This window comes from Bacteroides fragilis NCTC 9343 (assembly GCF_000025985.1).
GTDB classification, from domain to species: Bacteria; Bacteroidota; Bacteroidia; order Bacteroidales; family Bacteroidaceae; genus Bacteroides; species Bacteroides fragilis.
The window spans coordinates 3,253,286-3,274,176 of sequence record NC_003228.3 but is presented as its reverse complement, the minus strand read 5'-3'; the positions used below and the strand labels follow the sequence as shown (position 1 = coordinate 3,274,176).

Here is a 20,891-nt window from a genome sequence, read left to right as displayed (position 1 = left end):
CGTCTTATTTCCCGGTTTTTACATTCATGGCATTCAGCATCTGACTATATTGCTTGTTCAGTAATTCTATGTATGCTGCCATTTTTTCTGTCTCCTTTTTCAGTTCCTCCGAATTCATCTCGTTCAACGACTTAGCGTGTTCCGTCATTCCCTTTATTTGCGCTTCGTACGTTTCATTGAGTTTACACACGTTGTTTTCCAGTCTTTTCAGCTGCTGTATGTACTTTTCTGTCATCAGTGTATCCGATACTCCTGTATGGGGATTTATGTTTGCGTTTTTATCATTCAATAGCGGAAACACCCTTTCCCATTTGTACTCTCTAGCCGGTTCGTCAAATCCGGAGATGAAGAAGATGAATACCTCCGTAAATAATCCGATCATTAAAAACAGATTATCATAAGGCATGTGAGCGATTTTGAATACGGCTCCCAAAATAACCAGACAGGCTCCCCAGCAATAACAGAGGTTATAGAAACGTTTTCCTGTTCTGCTCGATAAGAATTTACTTAATTTCATTGTAGTCAATCCGTTTTTTTGATTTCACCACGGAGTTTACACAGATCGTTTCACGGATTAGTCTCGTGGAATGATCTGTGCTAATCTGTGGTCAATTTTATGCTATTAGAATTTGTATATCACACCTACGGTCATCATTCCGCCGGCAAACACATCATCTTTGTTTTCGATGTCATAGAACTTGGTACTGATTTTGATTCCCGGTTCAGCAAAGATGCTCAGATGCGAATTCAGCCTGAAAGCAGCTTGCAGAGAGAAGTTACCGCTCATGGTATTCGTCTTTGACAGTCTGGGATAATCATCACCAAACGAATAGTAGTTGTACCCTAATCCGAAAATGGCGTTCAACCGGAATTTTCTGTCTTCGTCGGTATAATTCTTCATCAGGTTCACCAGGATATCCGCTCCGGCACCAACTGTCACGGCATTGTATCCGCCTTTCAGCCATACGTTGCCGGCTTCTGCATCGACGCGCAGACCGATGATCTTATTTAACCACACGCCGCCGGAGACTTTCCCTCCCAATATGTTGTTTGCCGAACCATTTAAAGCTGTGACCCCGTTAATACCTCCCGATACAAACCATTCCGGTTTGAATGGATTATCCTGTGCCTTTACATTTCCGAATAGCAGCAGCAATCCGGCCAACAGCAATCCTGTTTTTATATTATTCAGCTTCATGATTTATTTGTTTTTTAGTTAGTGTTTATCGGACAACTTTTAAATCTTACCTCCCGAGTGCTGGCTTGCTTCCACGTTGGTGTAAGTAATCTGCATTCCTGTATAGAATTTCAGGGTGATGGTCACTGTTCTTCCGCCACTGATTTTGAATGTATATGTCTTTTCGCAATATTTAGCCTGATTCAGGTAATAAAGGATATGGTTACCGCTGATACCCGCTATCAGTTCGTGAGCCACTTTATAAGTTCCCGTCGTTCCTTCCTGCGCTTCAATGGCACTGTTGATCGTCGTGGCCATGCCTTGGGCATCCGCAGCGTCTACGCCTGCATTCATCAGCGCCTTTTCCGGACTGACAGTATATTCCCATCCGGCCGTAGCCTCAAAGTTGATTTTGTATTCCGGAATGGCAGTCATATTGCCTTCATTGCTTTTTTTCTCTTCCTTGTTTGTCTCGCCTATCCGTTCTTTTCCTGTGGTCTTGCTACTCTTGACGCGCATCGAATATTTTCCGGACAGTGATGCGCCTGCGGGCAATGTGAACTTATAGCTGTTCGTTTCCGAGTCATAAATGGCATCTGCCACTTTGTTCCAGTTTTCTCCGGCCCTTGTGGTTGTTTTCTGATTGTACACTTCCACATTTTCGAACGTTGTATGTTCCGAAGCTTTGTTTATGATTGCCAGTGTTACCGGTTTGGCCAGAGTGACCTCTTTGGCTGTTTCCACTTCGATGTTTGCGATCGCTACCGGAGTCTCCACATTATTTCCCGGTGTCACGGTTGTTGTCACGGCAGCCGGTTCTTCATACGGGGTCACGCTTACGGTTGTAGTTGTTTCTATGGCTTTGGGAGGAATAATTACAGCTGCTTCTGCCTGAGAGATATTGCTGTCTCCTTTATCGGTTACCACCACTTCTTCTTCCGCATCGGCCTTCACTTCTTTTTCCGGAGCTTTCTTGCTTAATTTCACACTCAGACTCACCATACTGCGGTTTGCCGCATTGTCTGCGATGGTTGCCGTTGCATTGTCTATGCTCATATACCCTTCTTTGCTGAATGTCACGGTGTACATCTTCTTGCTGTCCACTGTCAGTTTATAAGCCCCTTCCGCATCCGTCGTAGCCGTTACTTCACCGGCTTTCACTTCTACACCGGACAGCGCGGTCGTTCCTTCCGTCACTTTACCTGCAATGTAGTATTCTATTGTTTTTTCGGCAGGATCCACTACAATTTCCGGTTTCTTCTCGTCTTCTCCGAAAGAGCATCCGGTTGTTCCCAAGGTCGTTGCCATCAGCAACACACCTATCTTAAATAAGTCACTCTTTTTCATAATCATTTTTGTCATTAAGAAAATATTAAAACTGTTTTTTGTTTCTCTCTTTTTCGATACTTTTTATCAGGAAATGCCGTATATATTCCGGCTGAAAGAATCCGCTGCTCCGGTTTTCTGCCGGTCGTGTCTGATAGGTATATCCCATTTTCCTATCGGCATACTCGCCCCACGACACCATGCTATATTCGGCGGCAAAAACCTCAGCCGGCTTCATCCTGACAGCATGATTCCGGTTCCATTTCTTTCCGGGCAGGGGGATGGCAAAATGAAATCCTCCGTTAACTTCTCCTTCCACATACATGGCATACACTCCTACGGCATACTCTCCGAAGTGGCGTGTGCAGTCTCCTCTCAGCCCATAGTCTCCATACAAATATCTTCCGGCCTGTAGGTCGAGTTGAGTATTGAATTGCGGTACATAGAGCGAACCTTTCACGGCTGCATTGATTCGTTGACGGGTACCGATATACCATCCATCGTCCGTGATGGCCGAGTATCCGGTTGTGCCTATCTGCGCTCCCAGCTCCACCCGTCCGTTGCCGGTACGATATTTCACTTCAGCCTGTGCTCCGATCCGATGATTGGTGAAGTTGCCTGCCACGATGCGGGCCAGAAAATTATTCCGGAACCTTATTTCCTGTGAAATCGTCATTACCCCCGGACGTATCTTTTTGTATTCGCCCTTCATATTGGTTGCGATGGGGAAGACCACCTGTGCCGTTGCTTTCGCTCCTTTCCACAAGTCCATTTCTACAGCCGGCGACAGATTGACTCTGTACGAATACAGTTTATCGAAAGTGGAGTTTTCCAGTGACACTTCCGGATACAGGACGATGTCCGCTTTCCATGCCGAGCGGTTGATCACCCCTGTGCTTCCTTTCAATAGTCCCATAGGGCGGTCGGTATCATAACTCATCTCCATCCGTTCGTACACCTCTTTCAATGAAATCCCACCGGATTTATAGCCCGCTATCAACGTATCCGGCAGACTGATGCTGAGTTGTGGAATACCGTTTCCGTCCAGTGCCACCAGTTCCAGGTTGCCGTTGCCCATCCCTTCCATTCCTGCGATGATTGCTTTTCCCACTCCGCGGTAGGTTCCTCTGTATACATTGTCCTCAAAGGCGGCAACAGTCGTTCCTCCCGTTTCAATGGTCCGGATATTTTCCATACCCAGCTCCCTGAGCTTTTGGGCGACCTGTGCATGGACAGTGATAGAGGAGGAGAGGAGCAGGCCGATTATTATTGTCAATTGTTTCTTCATACAGCTTAATGGATTAAGACACATTCATATCGTATTCCTCCGGAGATACATTTAAATTCGCGGGTAAACACGTTCAGTGAGAGATGTTTCCACAACTTTGCGGCTGCTCCTACATTGAATCCGTCGGAGTCATATTCGGCCATGATGGACAGTGGCTTGCAAAAAGAGGGAGTATAGCTGAGGCCGCCGAATATGCCGTCCTGCAAGGTATACTTGTCTTTACTTAATGGATAGTAATATCCTGCGGTTGCTGCCAGCCGGTGTTCGCCTATCATGAAACTTTTTGTGGCCACTCCATATACGGATGCGAAATAATTGTATCCTTTATCTTTGAACGGATCGTTACTGCCAATGACAATTGCCGGCCAGTATTTACCCTCCTTCAGCGGGCGGAGCCTTACAGATAACGATCTGTCTTGCTGATTGAATTTAGGCTTTTTAGCCATGTAGTCACTTTTCAGCAAGATGCAACGGTAATTCAATTCCAGGAATGAAAAGAAGGTGATGTTCACGAAATAGTTTCCGGAGTTGTATTTAAAAGGATTCAGTTCTTCAGGCAAATAGTTACCGCCGATCATGAAGGTACCTGTCTGTTGCATCTCGGCGGTCGGAATGTTCATCATTCCTGTTGTCCCCATGGTATACTGTGCCTTGATTCCTGATGTTATCATCATTACACAGACCGTTAATACTGCTTTTTTTAGCCTCATTGATTGATGTTATATAGAGAATTTTTCTTTGGTGATGTTCCACAGGAACAAGGCATTCCCGATGATATACCGGCGCCACATGCGCCTAGGCTCTTTGATCAAGCGATACAGCCATTCCAGTCCGTGCTCTTGCCACCGGACCGGAGCACGTTCCACCGTACCCGCAAAGAAGTCGAATACCGCTCCGATAGTTCCTATATGTCCGTTCACCTCCAGTGCATCCAGATGCGTATACGCCCATTTCTCTTGTTTGGGAGCCGTCATGCCTATCCACAATAAGTCCGGCTTTACCGCATTTATGGCATCTATCATCATTTGATTTTCTTCTTCTGTAAATTCCGGTTTGTAGGGTGGGGAGTAAGTCTCTATTCGAATATTCGGATATACGGTTTTAGCTTTTTCTTTGATCAGTTTAAGTGTATTTTTGCTGCTTCCCAGAAAGTAGCAAATACCTCCTTTCCGGTTCAGCCGTTCCATTTCATATTCAAAGAGATCCCATCCGGCAGTACGTTCTATGCTCTCTTTTCGGAGCCATCTAAACGCCAATACCATGCTTGCTCCGTCAGGAATCAGTGCTCCGCCTTTGAGTAAGGCTTCTGCAAACCCGGCATCTTTCAAGGCTGTATTATATGAATGGGCGTTAATTGTGTTTATCAATAATTTACCTTCGGGCAATATAGATAAGTCGCTCCTGTGCTTCAGGAGTGAAACTGTTTTGAGCTTCAACATGTTTCTGAGATGGAATGGGTAGTTATAAGTACGCTACGCTGCTACCTGTCACAAAGAGCAGGCTTTGGAATTATGGGGTAAGAATTTCTTTGCAAAGGTATGCTTTTTCCGATAAAGAGGAAAGTATTTATTAAAAAAGATATCATACATATTATTTTTATAGCTTGTATCTTTTACTCATTTTTGTGACAATACTTTTTTATATAGACTGACCATCTGTTTGGCTTTATTGTCCCACGATAGTTCCTCTTGACGGACTCTGCAATTTTCAGACATTTGCTTAAGTACGTCTCTATGGTTAAACAGATATGTTATCTTCTCCGCAAAATCGTTGATGGATTGTTGCGGAGTAGATAGGGGAATTTTTATCCCTACTTGTTCATTAATTGAGTCACCATGTCCACATATGTCGAAACAGATAACAGGAAGGTTATTGTTGATGGCTTCTAAAACAACATGTGGAGTTCCTTCAGCTATGCTGGTAAAAAAGAAAATATCTGCTTTCTGCATGAGTTCCTGAACTTCATTATGTGAGATAACCCCATGCCAGATACATTGATGTGATATGTTCAATTCCATCGCTAACTTTTGATAGGAATTATTGTTACCACCTACGATATGGAGTTTTATATGTGGATTAGCCAGTCGTGCTATGGCCTTTATCGCTAAAGGCAATTGTTTTCTGAAATCTAATTTACCTACCCAAAGCAAATTTAAATCACCTTTTTCTTTTGTACTGTTTATTATTGTTGTTTTAGGATAACACCCTGTTTCATTTAATAAGGGAGCGTCAATATGAAAATATTTCTTGAAACTCTTCTGAGATTCAGAAGATGCGGATGTTACTACAGAGGCTTTTTTTACAGCTTTTTTTACTCGTTGTGAATATCGTAACTGTAAACCGGTTATGTGATTTTTTAATCTGATGAATAAGTTTGCTTTTATCCCTGCATCTCTTAGATATGCTGTCGGAAATTTTTCTTTAGCATCTACCGGTCCCCAAACAAATGGCTTATCTAGTTTCCAAAGGTATCCGGGTTCTCTAAAGCCAATCATATTTAATTGGTGTACAATATCTATATGTTGTTTGACTATTATTTCCTGTGCCATCTCGTAAGTCTTCCATTGCCATTTCTTATAGTGTTTATAGAAACGCCAATCTCCTTGATTCCAACACATCTTCCGTACTTCTTCCGAAACCGGATTATAGTAAAAGTGCATGTGTTTCCCTTGAGGCAGGGTAGGGAGCACTGCCTCTATTTTGTCTCTGAATTCACCTTCAGTGATAATGTATAGTTCACAATGCCTGGCTAGGTTTATGCACCAGTTCCAGGCCATACCCGGTTCACTGCCCATGTTGGGAGAACAAGCGTAAGCGTTGATAAGGATACTTAGCATTTTTGTTCTTTATTCTCTATTATACTTTTGAGGTAATCTATTGAGTTGTTGACCAATAATCTCAAGTGATTGTTGGTCACTTCACTACATGCAGTCATTACATTTAATTCTGCTATGGAATCTTCGTATAGTATGCGATTACTCATATCTACTTTGTCCAGAAATGAAATCATCCGTCCATTGTTTTTCCTTTTACGGTTTAGTACGCAACAAAAAGGTGTTGCAAAATTCACAGAGAATGCAGTACCATGAAAAGAATTGGTCACCATACAAGTAGCGTTAGCTATCAGCCAAAGGAATTCTGAAGGACCGGCATCCAGGATATTGTTGATTCCGACAATTTTTTTCATTCCGTAAGCCCGTTTACAAATATTATATACTGGGAGATTTTTCTCTTTGCCTATTTTTAATGCTACATCTATTACTGTTTGTGATGGAAATAATTGGTAAATCAATATGTACTGGGTAGATATTTTTGCTAAAGGTTTCATATAAGGTTCCCAATCTGCTTTACTCAATAGTAGAGTGGGATCAACAACTAATTTTGCCTCACGTCCAGTCAGTTGTTTTACGAGTTCAACTCCGCTCTGTTCCCTTACTGCAATTGTGTCTAGATTGTTCAACAGCTTTGCATAGCGTTTGCTTAGATTAGGTGCTATTGATGCTACACCAAATGAAGAAGCATAAGTCACTTTAGGAGCATTTTTCGGAGCAAAAGTTAGAAAGTAAGGTTCAATAGAAGAAGAAGCTGAAGGATTCCATACTTGATCACTTCCTACCATATAAATGTCATACTTAGGGTAAGTCTTGTACAACTCATCCATTGATTTGTATTGAGCTGAAAAGCGCTCACTATCTATAAATGATTGATAGTTGTGTAACCTTCGTCTCATGTTCCCATTGAATATAGGTAATACCTTATTTACTACCCAACTCATTAGTCTGTATTTTATCCAGTAGCTTAGTTTACCTTTCATGTCTAAAGGTACAAATGGTTGTGATAGGGGAGTGTCTTTAAAATGCCAGTCTTTATAATAAAGGTAATTTATTATCTCTGCATTATGTCCCATTTGTTCCAATTTCTTCTGCGTTGCAAAAGCTTGTAGCTCTGCTCCATAGTTGTTTACTTTGCAAATAGTGATTATTCCAATTTTCATTTGTATATTTTTTTGTTATTGTAATTGGGCTTAGGCCATTTTACCCCCCCCCCTATTTGCATTATTTAACAATTTAAGTAGGTTATCATCTTTCTGAAATTTACTGATTAATTGTTTCTTTTGGTACTTAACCAGATATATTGTTCCCAATTTATAGAGTGCCCAAAATAGTTTGTATGGCATTCTGTTGGTTAATATCTTGAACCGTATTCGTTTAGGAAGAATCTTTCGGAAGAAGTCAGGCCACATCACTATTGGATGGAATTGAATTAGTTTGTACCCTGTAAATAAATGCGGATTTCCATTAATTGCTGTACGTAGTGATTCTTTGAAAGTATAAATCGCATCCGCTGCTTTTATCATGGTATCTGCTTTGTTATTGTTGGCTATGATAAGTGATACACCCTGTTTATAATAGTCTGGTACCTGTAATCCCCAAAAATCTGCTATTGTAATATCCGCTACCCTATTTATTTCCGCAAACTGGCAATTGCTACAACTCTTTCGGTCGAGCATCCATCCTGCATAAATAGCGTAAAACATGTCATCCTTCCGTTTCAATTTTATTTCTTCTCCATTCTGTTCAATAGTAGTACATTGCGACTGTTTCCAATCTTGTGTGCCGTGTCGTTTATCTCGAAAACGATATATACGTGAGGAGTTATAGTATTTTAAATGAAGATCAAGAGCTTCATAACTGGCAATACCGTGACATACAACCTCAATTGTTATAAGCCGTTCACTATCCCTCTTTTTACCTAAAAAGCCATATAATCCTGCTATTTGACATGGACACCCTGAAAATAATATCCAATATCCGGTTTTTAGTCTCTCTATAACTTCTTTATATATTCCTTGAGTATCGCTTTGTATATATTTGCTATTAGTTAATAACACAATATCCTTTTCCTGCTCTATTAATTGATGATATACTCTATTGTTTGCGAGTGTAGCTCCAATGACGGCAACTTTATCTTCTTTATGCAGGTGGAAAAAGCTTTGTGCTAAACCAGAAAAACCACCTCCGGAGGCTGCATCAATGCGGGTCTGTTCATCATTGGCCCAACCTCCATATACATTCATTTCTTCAGCTCTGTTCTTTTTTACAGGAGTTATTATCGGACATGCTTTTTCACACAAATGACAATTCATGCATTTATGGGTATCTACTTTCACAAATGGCATACAGTTCTTTTCCACAATCTTGATAGCATCATGTGTACATGCATCACTGCAAGCCATACATCCGGTGCAGTATTTTTCTTTTGCTAGGCGAGGACTACATGTTCTCATATATTTTTTCAATTTTATTGCAAATAGTGATGATATTAAAGTCGCTACATACCAATTTATCTGCTTCGTTTACTATACTATTCCTATAAGTCTCCGATTTTATTAATTGTTCTAATTTGTCAGCCAACATCTTTAAATCGTAAGTTTCATAAATCATAGCATCAATACCGTCGTGAAAAACTTTTTCTAATCCTCCTACAGGAGTTGTAATGACAGGAATTCCATAAGCAATTGCATCTATTACTCCCATGGGAAATCCTTCTCCCCAACTGGGCAAACAATAAATGGAAGCATGTTGAAATATACTCTCTTTTGTATTGCCGGCTATCCAACCCAGGAATTCAGTTTGTTGTTCTATACCAAATTTAACAGCCAAGGATTTACCTTTTTCAATTTCTCCATTTCCTGCGAATTTTATTTTCCAATCTGGATATTTTGCAGCAATTTTACTGAATGCTTCAATAAGTCGGTTGTAGCCTTTTCTGTCTGATAGAATCCCTGCATATAGAATATAATTTTCTCTTTGAATGCTTCGTTTCACACTCGGGCATGGATTATAAAGCACTTGTATATTATATTTATTCCCTCGGTATGCTTCGTTTATCCATTCTATCCATTTGGGAGATAGTACAAGAAGTTTATTAGATAGTTCGAATAAATACTTTATATTGCCACTAAACATAGGATCGAATAGATGCTTTTCCGTTGCTGGATGAAAGTGAACAATAATTTTCTTTCTAAACAGAAGAGCAATCCGTGCAAATATAAGTTTTCTATTGACTGATGTTCTTAATCCTACATGTATATGTACAATATCATAGAAAGGTAGAAGACAAATATATTCTATTAAGGCTGTAGCTAAATACCATAATTTTCTTACGCTATTTCCATCCCGATGTGTTTCAATCCATTTACAATGAAACTTTTTCCATTGTTCTCCTGTTTCATGTGCTTTTACTACAGAAGTGATTCCTCCTTTGGTTTTACGAGAGGTGGCCACTACTAAAACTTTAGGCATAGATAATAATGGTTTTATAGTATATTTATTTCTTTGAATCTTAATACTTTTGCTGGTATCCCACCAACTATGGCGTTATCTGGAATATCCTTTGTGACCACTGCATTTGCTCCTATGGTAACGTTGTTTCCTATTATAATGGAACCGAAAATTTTGGCTCCGAGTCCAAAGTAGCAATTGTTGCCTGCAATTATTTGTGTGTCAGTTGCTTTCTCATACTTGTTACCAAATACTACTCCAGGAAGTAGTGTGCAATTATGTCCTATATGACACTGTGCCCCAATATGAATAAAATCTCCCACATGATAGATCCTTAAACCTGCTCCAATAGTATTAGGATAAATAGTTATTTTTAGTTTGAAACCTAGTCGTTTATAACGGAAAAAATGGTAGAAAAATAGAATTTTATTTTTGTTGGTGTTTTTATAATATTCCACATAACGCAAATGACGAATATAGTGGAAGATATACCATATTTCATTGTGTAATAACCAGTCTTTTATATTAGGCTTATGATTATTGAAACGCTTCAGGTCCTCGGATAAATAATATTTTAAGTCTTTTTTTGATTGTATCATAATATTCTTATGTTAACTGTAAAGTTTGGTTACAGCCCGCCAGTCATAATCCCCATCTTTAAAAGTCTGACTCCATATTCGGGAAAGACAGCGGAGAAGGTAAGCTGTAACAAGAATAGTGGAAAATATTACTAATAGATTTAATGGGAAAATATTATTAAGTTTGTCAGTGAACAAGTTGTATTGTACTAAATATATCTCCAAGCAGAGCCCACTGATGAAACGAATGATAGGACCTGTCAGATGATGATGATATGCTTGGGTTAATAATTTTGTGTTGGACAATCTCCAAAAATAATATGTAGTGCCCAATAGAGGAATTAGTGATGATATTTGCAATAGTTCCCATCCTATACCTGTTTGGCACTTAAACCAACATAATCCAAAAAATAGAACTATACATATCAATAGTTTTAGAAAGATTGGGATAATATGGATGTGTTTGTCATATAATCCTTCGAAAAACGGATATGTTTTTTTATTCAGGTTTCTTTTTAATCCCATCATAGATCCTAAAAGCATAAATAAGAAATAATAGCACCATTTAAAGTAATTCCATCCATACATATTATTACCGCTTTTTTCACCAAAGCCTAGTACAAAGTACCACAGAAGCGTTATAGTTGCTGCCATGAAAAACACCCATTTAAGATGTTTCTTAAGAAATTTACGTATAAACCACAGTACTACATAATAAATCATGATGCAGCTTACAAACCAACCACCGCCTTTGATTAGTATTTCTGGCATATCATAACGCTGATCGAAAAATACCGCTGCAATTAGCGCCCATGTAAACACTGTCGGATAGATACGGTTTATTCTTCGTTTATACCAGTTAAAGAAATCCATATCCCGACCTAAAAATAAGGTGTAACCAGAGCAAAAAAAGAACAGTGCATCACCTATCGCCCCACCAGTGGCTAGATAGGAATAGTCTCCATATAGAATATCCATATGTGAGTTGGTTATCATAATAGCTGCGATACATTTTAGAATGTCAATGCTGATGTCTCTTGGGGGAGCCTTGTACATATGATTATTTCTTGATTTTTGCTAATACTAACAGTAATGAATAGAAATTATGACGCATAGCGAATGTAAATATTCTATGTGGTAAAGGCATTACTGACAGAGGATATGTTTTCCAAATGGGTTTCCAAATACCGTCTTTACATATTGAAGAAGTAATTTGTTTCTTCTCAATGTTTGTTATGCTAGAATTGAGTATGTTGCATATATAGTTGCGTGTGTAACCGAGGAACATTCTTTGTATCCGTAGTTGTACATTGTCTTCCACTCCTAATCGATGGCAACGGTCGGTTATCTCTATATATAATTGTTTAAAAAGGCTGAATTTATCTTTTTTTATTGTGTGCGAAATTGAGATCGGATTTGTCCGATAGTTATAGAAGGTTTGTGGTAGTACACATACAATATTACTATTAGCCAATACATCTACATTGAATATCAAGTCTTCGGAAGGTAATATACGTTCTGATACGAATCGTAGATGTTTTTTTTCTATCAAATTACGACGGTAGAGGACTACCTTAGCGGATACTTGAATAGCGCGCTCCTCGCGTGCATAAGGATCTGAAGCTATTAAATCTTTTAGAAGCGTATGAATTTCATTTTTATTTTTGTATAGTTTAAATTCTTTTTGATGAGTCACTGTTCCTGTAGGGATGCCAGCCATTGTTATTCGTTTTAAGCCTGTAAAAACAGCATCACAGGTATATTTTTGGGCTACATTATACATGGTCATATACATGTCAGAATCTACATAATCATCAGAGTCGCAAAATGCCACATACTCTCCCGTAGCTACATCTAAGCCACTGTTACAAGCCATACCCAGCCCTGCATTTTTTTTATGAATAACCTTTATGTTAGGGTATTGAGCGGCATAATCATCACATATCTTTGGACAATTGTCAGGAGACTCATCATCAATTAGAATAATTTCTATATCTGATAGTGTTTGTGCAAGAAGTGCCTGTACACATTGGTCTAGATATTTTTCTACATTATATATTGGTACTATAACTGAAACTTTAGGTATCATAGATTATGTTATTTTTGGGGGTACGTGGTATTTTCAGTGACTTATATAAATTTGAAAAAAGGATAATGGGTATCCCAGATGAACATAGTACGCCCACTGAAGAATAAGTATTTTACGTAGTAATAAACAAACCAAAGGAGACAGACATAGGCTACTTTTTGGATAGGTTTTAGTTTAATTGTTTTATAGGATACTACTATTGCTAAAGCAAAGTAACCTACAATATCTAGAGTTTGTCCTATACGATGCAAAATTTCTAGTTTTACGAATATAGACTCTATACACAAACCAATAATAAAGGTATTAAGCATTGTTATCAGAGCATAATGTTTGGGTAACTTTTCTATGATTAGTCTATATCCGAAATACATCAATGCAGAAGAGCCTATCACTTGAATAATTTCCACGATAAAATTTTTATCATACTGATCGTTCTCACCCTTTTCTGAAAACCAATAGTCAGCATTCTTCACATATTCTGCTGCACGTTCGTTTGTGTCTGCTGCAAAGCTTAAAATGGGTTCCAGCCAATTGAAATTAAATATATGTGGTAATATGTAGACACACGCAACATATATCGGTATGGCAAACTGTGGCTGGAAAGGTTTACGCCAAAATATATAGAGGGTGGTGATTACAAATAAGCTTATAATATTGCCAGTGTGTATGGCTAATGTTAGTATGGCAAATATTATGCAGTATATTAATTTTTTATGGTTATGCAATATATCCTTTGGCTTGTTAAATTTCAACTTAAAGAGATATTTCAAATATAGGAAGAAAAAAGAGTAGCTGAATGCCTGGCGTATCATGCTTTCTTCGAAGTTCATGAAGCCTATCAAGAATAGTGGGAACATATATCTGGCATACGTGCGATAGTCTTTCATAAAAATCATGGCGCACAATGCAAATGTGAACGCATACACCATAAAACAACTATACTCATTAATACCAACTATTCTGAGTAATTCATTAATGACTGAGAAAAATGGATTTTCGACATGCAGGCTACCTTCACGGAAAATTCTGGAGTACGCAAAGTAATCATTTCCTCTGGCAAATCGGCAGCCTTGTACAATAGAGAATAGGATTACGCACAATCCGGCATTATGCCAGTAATCCATGCTTTGCGAGATATTTCTACCGGCTTTCCAGAATGTATATAATAACAGTAAATTTAGTAATATGAAGTCAAGGTCCAAATTCATTATAATGCGCTTATTTGTCTCACAAACTTCTCAATAGTAAATTGTAATCCCATATTGGCTGCCGATTGTTGCATTGTATTCAATCGTATTCTATCTGTTTGTAATGCGGTTATAGCCTGAGAGAAGTCTTCTACATTAGAGTTATTACAAAATATAGTGTTACTATCATCACAATAGTCTTTGATGGAACCAACATTGCTACAAATCATAGCTAATCCCATAGCTAATGATGTGACAATTACATTACTACCTACGGTATCTTCCATGACATTTAGCGATATATCGGCATTAGCCATGTGCTGTCGTAACTCGGATTCCTCAACAAATGGGATGAGTTCGACATTTGTATTTTTCAGGAAATAGGATGACAAATCATTTACCCCTTGGCAAATGGTAAAATTGACATTAGGGTTATTATCAACGATTGTTTTTAGTAGTTTGAGGTTTCTCATCTGATTACCCATGGCTATTACACGGATATTCTTATGCAAACGTACAGGTCTTTTATTATGGTAATATTCATCCACATAATGAAAGGTGGTAACAACTTTATCTTCAGGTAGCCCTTTGGTAATAAGGAATTGGGTTAATGAATGGCCAAGGGTAAGAAATTTATCGATGCAGATTGTCCATTCATCAAATGTTTTCTTGTCTGAGAATCCTTTTTCCAACCGGCTTGGAACAAGGTGAACCATTGCGTAGAGAGGTATGTTGAATTTATATCTTTTCACTTTTTGTGCAAAATGGAGCATGGGAAAAAATTTCTCCATGTATTCCATAAGAATTATTTTATCTCCTTTTCGTAGCTTTGATATTATGTGATTGTACAACTTTTTCGTGTATAGTCTGTGCTTGTATCGAGCAAAGTGATATTGTAAACTTGCTATGATTCGAATGGGGGATTTTGACCTGTCATTCCAAAAGGCAGGAATAACGAAGGTTTTATAGCTTTCAGGATACATCTCCTGAATTTGGTTGCATAAGTATTTTATACCTGCATGATTATTGCTGGTATTTGACCAGTCCTGGCAAATGAGATATATCATATTTTCTTTATAATTTTTGCAGGTACACCCGCTACTATACAGTTGTTTGGTACGTCTTTTATTACAACAGCATTGGCTCCGATGATGACATTATTGCCAATAGTGACACCACCTATAACTTTGGCTCCACAACAAATTTCTACGTTGTCACCTATTATAGGAGCCTGCAAAGTATGGTCATACCCAATGGTAACTTGCTGATATATTTTGCAATTCTTTCCTATTTGTTTAGCTGATATAATAGTGGCAAAACCATGCTGTATGATAAGTCCGCTATCCACATCGGAGCGAGGAGTGGTAATATATAAATTTGTCATGCGGGGAAAAATCCACTCTATCAGATGGTGGAGATATCCTATGCGGTAATAGAATAGGTTGCGAAACTCCTTGAAACCTATAAATAAACTACACATGTTCCATAATGTGAAGTTCTTATGTTGCCACTGACACCAAGCTTGTCCATCAACTTGAATCTTGTGCATATCTTTGCTTACTTTGAAGAGTAGCCAAAAAAGCGGGAGAGCAAATGCTGTTTTTATTTTCTTCATATTAGTTATTCTCTTAATTCTTATACATCTTCTTCAATCTCGACAATAGTGGATAGAGTGAGTAATAAATTATAGGAAATGTTAGTGCAATTTGAAGGTGCGTCATTCGTTGCGTATAAGAGAGTGAGCGGATATATATTCTTATCTGATGATAATAAAACATATATTCTTTATATCCTAAACTAATAGCAGATTGTATTGCAAGTAGAGCCCATAATTGTAAACGCTTGGTTAGCACTGGAAGTAAATCGGAAAAGTCTTTATGCTTTTGACAAAAAAAGATTTGTTCCCGGCTGTTTAAACATCCATCTATGTAACTCTTAATGGCTTTGGAGGTATTTAGTTCAGAGGTAATGTTACCTTCACGTTCCAATTCATAAAAATAGAGGCAATCAGCGATACAATAGATTCTTTCACATTTGTGCGTAAGCTTGTATGTGGTAGCAGTGTCTTCGTAATGGCGACCTACAGGAAAACGAATTTCTTCAAAAAGGGATGATTCAAAGATTTTAGCACAAACGAAGTTAAAAGGAAAAACATCTTTTAATAGTTTTCGGGTTATATCGATGCCTGTAGAAAGTGTAGATGTTAGAGTTCTGCGATAATCATAAATTTGATTATTTTTATCAATTATATTCATTCCAGCAACTACCATATTACATTGATACAGTTTTACTGTTTCGATGAATTTCTCGATCATGTTGTCTGCGATATAGTCATCGCTATCTACGAAAGTGACATATTGTCCTGTCATTACATTTAGTGCAGCATTACGGGCATCAGAGAGGCCGCCATTGGATTTATGGATGACACGGATACGATTATCTTGCATTGCATATTTATCGCAAATGAAAGGACAATTATCTGGACTTCCGTCATCCACAAGGATAATTTCTAAATTATTATAAGTCTGACGTAATAAGCTGTCTATTGAACGGTGTATGTAGCGTTCTACTTTATAAACCGGTACTATGATTGATACTAAAGGATTGGTGTTGTTCATCTTTGGGGGTTATAGCATTCTTGTAATTTTATTTTTTATTTGTACTAGGAATTTGGCTACAAACATTCTTCTTCTTGCAGTTTTGAAATTGTAGCCACGAAGAACTAATGTTAGGCCATAGTAGTTGGATTTTTCATAATCATGTCCATATCTAGTTACATACCAATCATTGATTTCTGGAAAAAGAGAACGAATTGCTTGTTCATTAAGCAATTGGTTACGAAAGGCCGTGATAAGGGTTATACCTTTTAGTTCATTGAGTTCAGGCAGATACTCTGGTGATATTTTGGCCTGCATAAGTCTGCAGAAGTCTATCTGTGCCTGAAGACCACGCATATCAGTGTGGCGTACCATACTATTATCGTTTGTATAAAAGTCGTAGTGATATAATGCGTGGGGTACATAAGCTAATTTACATCCATGTAGCAGAATGGAACAGCAGATATAAAGATCTTCCCAACATATCATTTTTTCCGGGAAATGTAGTTGGTATTTATGGTAAAGTTCGGTACGTATAAGCTTGTTACATAAACTGCCATGGCGTTCCTGCTGAAGGAGTTGGTGCATGAAACTGCTGGAATCTAATAATTGTGGCTTTTGACAATTGTGTATCTGACGGTTAGGGTATTCCATCATAAAGTCGCATATGACCATGTCAGCTTGTTCTTTAACAGCTTGTTGGTAGAGTTCTTCTAGTGTATTACTGTCAATCCAATCATCTGGATCTACATGAATAGAGTATTCGCCTCGCGCCTGTTGCATACCAAATTCACGTGCGGAAGCAACGCCTCCGTTTGGTTTGTGGAAAGCTTTTATTCGGGACTTGTAGGCGGAAGCATATTTTTCACATAACTCACCGCTATGATCGGGACTTCCGTCATCCACCAAAAGGAGTTCCCAATCAGTAAATGTCTGGGTAATGATACTATCTACACATCGGTGTAGATAGGATTCTGCCATATAAACTGGTATGATAATAGATATTTTAGGCGAACTCATAAAGATTAATGCTTTAAGATTGAAAGGAATATTAAGAGCACATGGGCCATCGTGTAATGTTTGCTTTTTACCAAGTAATGTATCAAACGCATCTTGTAGGAATACGAGAGTAACTGATTGGTTGGTATAGTAAAAAAATGATGTAGACGTTGCATGAAGAGTTTACCTGCACAATATTCTTTGTCAACATAGAGCGTTTCCAGTTCCACGATACCCCAAAAAATATAACTAAGTTTATGGTTGGCAAAAAAATGCTCCGGTGGTAATACATCGTGTGTGCGGGTATACATCTCGAAGGTGTCGTAATCTCTGAATTTTTCATATAATCCTTTTAGCATGGCTACATGATAGCCACGATATGTCAGGTCTATCCGACAGTTAAAGTGTTGATTTATATCATGCAGCGTCGTAATTTCTGCTTTATCTAGATATTCTACTTCCTGTCGTGTTAGTACATACTTTTTATAGCCACCCCACACGCCGTCATAAAAGTAGCTGTTTGATGCCACTACCTTTATGGAAGAGCAATAGAGCAGGTACTTATAACAAAAAATAGTGTCCTCACCTAAACGAATTTCGGGATCAAAGCGGTGTTGGTGTTTTTGGATAATATCACGACGAAAGAGTTTGCACCAAGGGGAATAAAGTAAATAGTCATTCTCTACGATGGCTTGTATATTTTTACTAAGGTCATCTCCAATGAGGTATTGAGGTTCTGGTGTGAAGTCTATTCCCGTGGAACTACGAAAGCCACATAATACTAAGTCTGCTTCCTGGCCTTCTACCAATTTCTGAAGGTAGTCCGGCTTTACATAGTCATCTGAATCGATAAAAGTTATGAACTCTCCCTTAGCTATCTCAATTCCTGTATTTCTGGCTGAACTGACACCACCGTTTTCTTTGTGTACGGCATGAATATGAGCATTGTTCTTTGTAAAGCTATTGCAAATATCCCATGTGTTGTCTGTACTCCCATCATCTATTAAAATAAGTTCCCAGTCTGTGAAAGTTTGAGCCAATAGATTATGCACACATCGGGGTAGTTTTGATGCAACTGAGTAACAAGGAACTATAATGGAAACTTTCATGACTAAAAAAATGTCTTTTGGAAATATTGATGCTTATTGTTCTTGTCTTTCGTGTAATGACTGTCTTAAAAAATCACATGACTGTTTTCTCAAATGCTTCAGTCTTTTATTCGCTTGTTTGAAATCAATTAGACTTATTTCAAACTGTTCGTCGGGGCATACTAAACGCTCGGTGAGATTTACTGACTCAAGGAGGGAAGCTGAACGGGAGTCAAAATTATCTCCAAGAGAAAATGTGTAAAATGGACGATTGAAAATAAGTGAGAAAGCGGTTCCATGGAATGAGGTGGTGACTACATAGGTTGCATATCGGATGTAAGTGACAAAATCTGCAGGTGAGGCTGTTTGATACTTAGTGGAATAATGACAGTCGATACGTGCTGTCAGTTCTACTACTATGCCTCCAATAGATTGGGCTATTTCGAAAGCTTTCATCCGGACTGCTGGGTTTTCACGAACTTGATATAATACAACGTAAGGACGATTTTTAGGGCATTTGCCTATTAATGGATTCCAAGCTGTCGCATCTAATAAAAGTGTCGGGTCAAGTACTTGTTGGATGGGCTGGCTGACGAGAGGCTGTAGTATGGGAATAAGTGATGATTCACGTACAGAGAGAGCATCGAAACAGTTAAGAACACGAGTTAGGTATTCTGCTTCTTGTGTAGATAATCTGCTGATTTCCATACTGGGGGCATACGCAATGAACCGACTCTTTCCTTTAGGAAAACAAAAATCGCAGAAATAGACATCATGAAAGCCATTAGTGAGTTGGGGATTCCAAATCTGATCGCTGCCTACAATATAAGCATCATAGCTTTGTGGTATATTAGTACGAGTAGCCGGTATAGACATGTAGAGGTGGCGATTGTGAAAATCAGAGAATGCGGCACAACGTTTGTTGAAAAGATAATAATTATAATAGATACTTTTCATTGTGCGTACTGGATTTTTCCCTATCCACGGGCATAGACTGTGACGATGGTATTGCTTTTGATAGAATGCCGGTCTGTAGTCAATCACTTCTACGTTGTATCCTTTTTTAAAGAGGAACTGTTGGAGAGCGTAGCATTGTAGCATGGCACCATAGTTATGAGCATCATGAAAAGTAAGTATTCCTATTTTCATGTAAACCGTTTTTTGAGAGTTAGTAAAATCATATAAAAGCGATTTTTCAAGAGATCTTGATGTGTGATCCTATAGTATTTGTTCATTATTTGAAAGAAAGGCATTGAAGCATAATCCTGCCAGAATGTAGCTTTGTTGACTGGTTCGGGTACAGGATACTTTAGATTAGGTTGTATGCATTCTTTGATGTTGCTTTCTAGATAATTGAAGTCATCTTTTATATGATTCCATACGATTTCAGCTTTAGTATTATTAAGCATAATAAGTGAGATCCCTCTACTATCAGTGAACTGAGGATGATGTTTCTCGATTCCCCAAAAATCACCTATAGTGATATCGCCAGGGCGCAGATAGTTGGTAAAACGGCAGGCATGGCATGAAGGACGTGTTGTGAGATGGCTATAAAAGATGTCATTCCAAAGACGAGAAAGTACTGTATTGAACTGGCTGGCATTCTTGCCAAAGAAAAGGCGAGAATTCTGATATCCCCAACCAAAAGTCTTGTCTTTCATAAAAATACCTGTGAAGTGAAAATCTGAGTTTTGACGAATAAAATTGAGGTAGTCATGAAACACTCGGGGTGAGGGTACTCCATGACAGAGGATATCTACTGTGAGTAGGTTGTCGTAGGATCTCTGTAAGTATCCTTTGAGCCCTTCCACTTGGCAAGGAGTACCACTGAAGAGAACGAAACGTTGCTCTTGGAGATAAAACTTAACTTGTTGATAAATACCAGTTAAATTACTTTGCACATATTTGGAACCTCTGAATTTCAGTGTGTCTTCTTGGGTTTCTGCTCTGCGATGAACTACTACAAAATTGTCATCATATATAGCTCCGAATATTACACCGGCTTGCCGAAGGGCATAGTCTGTAAGGGAGGCAAATACACCACCACTAGAGGAGGATATCCAAGTTTTTTCATTATGATGATGAAGAGCGAGAATATGGGGATTTACATTTTTTTTATTGCTTATAACATCGTATCGGAACACAGGACAAACTTTATTACAAAGGCCACAATCGATGCATTGTGTAGTGTTGATATGTGGATAAAGGAATCCTTGTTCATCCTCCTGCATGATAATAGCACCCCTATTACAAGCGGAGGTACAGGCTGTACACCCGC

The 20,891-nt window shown here is 38.5% G+C and carries 21 protein-coding genes; all 21 read right to left on the bottom strand.

Features of this window, described 5'->3' with window-relative positions:
• Positions 1–4: 4 nt before the first annotated feature.
• A complete protein-coding gene (gene porL, locus BF9343_RS13470) occupies positions 5–517 on the bottom strand; it encodes a type IX secretion system motor protein PorL/GldL (protein ID WP_005788660.1) in 513 nt (170 codons plus the stop codon).
• A gap of 105 nt (positions 518–622) precedes the next feature.
• Positions 623–1,198, bottom strand: a complete 576-nt coding sequence (locus BF9343_RS13465) for a hypothetical protein (protein WP_005788659.1) — start codon at positions 1,196–1,198, stop codon at positions 623–625.
• 39 nt (positions 1,199–1,237) lie between these two features.
• Positions 1,238–2,524, bottom strand: a complete 1,287-nt coding sequence (locus tag BF9343_RS13460) for a peptidase associated/transthyretin-like domain-containing protein (protein ID WP_008769759.1) — start codon at positions 2,522–2,524, stop codon at positions 1,238–1,240.
• Positions 2,525–2,549: 25 nt separating this feature from the next.
• The gene (locus BF9343_RS13455; RefSeq protein ID WP_010993141.1) at positions 2,550–3,791 is read right to left on the bottom strand and encodes a hypothetical protein; all 1,242 of its coding nucleotides are present in this window, start codon (positions 3,789–3,791) and stop codon (positions 2,550–2,552) included.
• 5 nt (positions 3,792–3,796) lie between these two features.
• Positions 3,797–4,465 carry a YjbH domain-containing protein gene (locus BF9343_RS13450; protein WP_005788653.1) on the bottom strand — a complete coding sequence of 223 codons (669 nt, stop codon included), beginning with the start codon at positions 4,463–4,465 and terminating at the stop codon, positions 3,797–3,799.
• 45 nt (positions 4,466–4,510) lie between these two features.
• A complete protein-coding gene (locus tag BF9343_RS13445) occupies positions 4,511–5,230 on the bottom strand; it encodes a WecB/TagA/CpsF family glycosyltransferase (protein WP_008660803.1) in 720 nt (239 codons plus the stop codon).
• Positions 5,231–5,407: 177 nt separating this feature from the next.
• Positions 5,408–6,628, bottom strand: coding sequence for a glycosyltransferase family 4 protein (locus BF9343_RS13440; RefSeq protein WP_008769762.1), 1,221 nt, complete (start codon positions 6,626–6,628; stop codon positions 5,408–5,410).
• The gene (locus BF9343_RS13435; RefSeq protein ID WP_008660799.1) at positions 6,622–7,785 is read right to left on the bottom strand and encodes a polysaccharide pyruvyl transferase family protein; all 1,164 of its coding nucleotides are present in this window, start codon (positions 7,783–7,785) and stop codon (positions 6,622–6,624) included. The genes BF9343_RS13440 and BF9343_RS13435 overlap by 7 nt, the downstream gene beginning before the upstream one ends.
• A gap of 30 nt (positions 7,786–7,815) precedes the next feature.
• On the bottom strand, positions 7,816–9,078 hold the full coding sequence (locus BF9343_RS13430; protein WP_008769763.1) for a Coenzyme F420 hydrogenase/dehydrogenase, beta subunit C-terminal domain: 1,263 nt from the start codon (positions 9,076–9,078) through the stop codon (positions 7,816–7,818).
• Entirely contained in the window at positions 9,065–10,096 is a 1,032-nt protein-coding gene (locus BF9343_RS13425; protein WP_010993139.1) for a glycosyltransferase family 4 protein, read from the bottom strand. Before BF9343_RS13425 ends, BF9343_RS13430 begins: the two co-directional genes overlap by 14 nt.
• A 14-nt stretch (positions 10,097–10,110) precedes the next feature.
• Positions 10,111–10,674: a serine acetyltransferase gene (locus tag BF9343_RS13420; protein WP_005815296.1), complete on the bottom strand. Its 564-nt coding sequence runs from the start codon at positions 10,672–10,674 to the stop codon at positions 10,111–10,113.
• 12 nt (positions 10,675–10,686) lie between these two features.
• Positions 10,687–11,709, bottom strand: coding sequence for an acyltransferase family protein (locus tag BF9343_RS13415; protein WP_005815298.1), 1,023 nt, complete (start codon positions 11,707–11,709; stop codon positions 10,687–10,689).
• A gap of 4 nt (positions 11,710–11,713) precedes the next feature.
• Complete coding sequence (locus tag BF9343_RS13410) at positions 11,714–12,742, bottom strand: glycosyltransferase (RefSeq protein ID WP_005815300.1); 1,029 nt, start codon at positions 12,740–12,742, stop codon at positions 11,714–11,716.
• 41 nt (positions 12,743–12,783) lie between these two features.
• Positions 12,784–13,866, bottom strand: coding sequence for an EpsG family protein (locus BF9343_RS13405; RefSeq protein WP_008769765.1), 1,083 nt, complete (start codon positions 13,864–13,866; stop codon positions 12,784–12,786).
• 83 nt (positions 13,867–13,949) lie between these two features.
• The gene (locus BF9343_RS13400) at positions 13,950–14,729 is read right to left on the bottom strand and encodes a glycosyltransferase (RefSeq protein ID WP_224223147.1); all 780 of its coding nucleotides are present in this window, start codon (positions 14,727–14,729) and stop codon (positions 13,950–13,952) included.
• Between the two features lie 263 nt (positions 14,730–14,992).
• The gene (locus BF9343_RS13395) at positions 14,993–15,544 is read right to left on the bottom strand and encodes a serine acetyltransferase (protein ID WP_005815310.1); all 552 of its coding nucleotides are present in this window, start codon (positions 15,542–15,544) and stop codon (positions 14,993–14,995) included.
• Between the two features lie 13 nt (positions 15,545–15,557).
• Positions 15,558–16,547 (bottom strand): glycosyltransferase family 2 protein, encoded by a 990-nt coding sequence (locus tag BF9343_RS13390; RefSeq protein WP_005815314.1) that lies wholly within the window; start codon positions 16,545–16,547, stop codon positions 15,558–15,560.
• Positions 16,548–16,556: 9 nt separating this feature from the next.
• On the bottom strand, positions 16,557–17,507 hold the full coding sequence (locus tag BF9343_RS13385) for a glycosyltransferase family 2 protein (RefSeq protein ID WP_232304429.1): 951 nt from the start codon (positions 17,505–17,507) through the stop codon (positions 16,557–16,559).
• A gap of 44 nt (positions 17,508–17,551) precedes the next feature.
• Positions 17,552–18,634: a glycosyltransferase family 2 protein gene (locus tag BF9343_RS13380; protein ID WP_005815318.1), complete on the bottom strand. Its 1,083-nt coding sequence runs from the start codon at positions 18,632–18,634 to the stop codon at positions 17,552–17,554.
• Positions 18,635–18,667: 33 nt separating this feature from the next.
• Positions 18,668–19,714, bottom strand: coding sequence for a polysaccharide pyruvyl transferase family protein (locus BF9343_RS13375; RefSeq protein ID WP_225538780.1), 1,047 nt, complete (start codon positions 19,712–19,714; stop codon positions 18,668–18,670).
• A gap of 44 nt (positions 19,715–19,758) precedes the next feature.
• A complete protein-coding gene (locus BF9343_RS13370) occupies positions 19,759–20,844 on the bottom strand; it encodes a Coenzyme F420 hydrogenase/dehydrogenase, beta subunit C-terminal domain (protein WP_008769768.1) in 1,086 nt (361 codons plus the stop codon).
• Between the last annotated feature and the right edge of the window lie 47 nt (positions 20,845–20,891).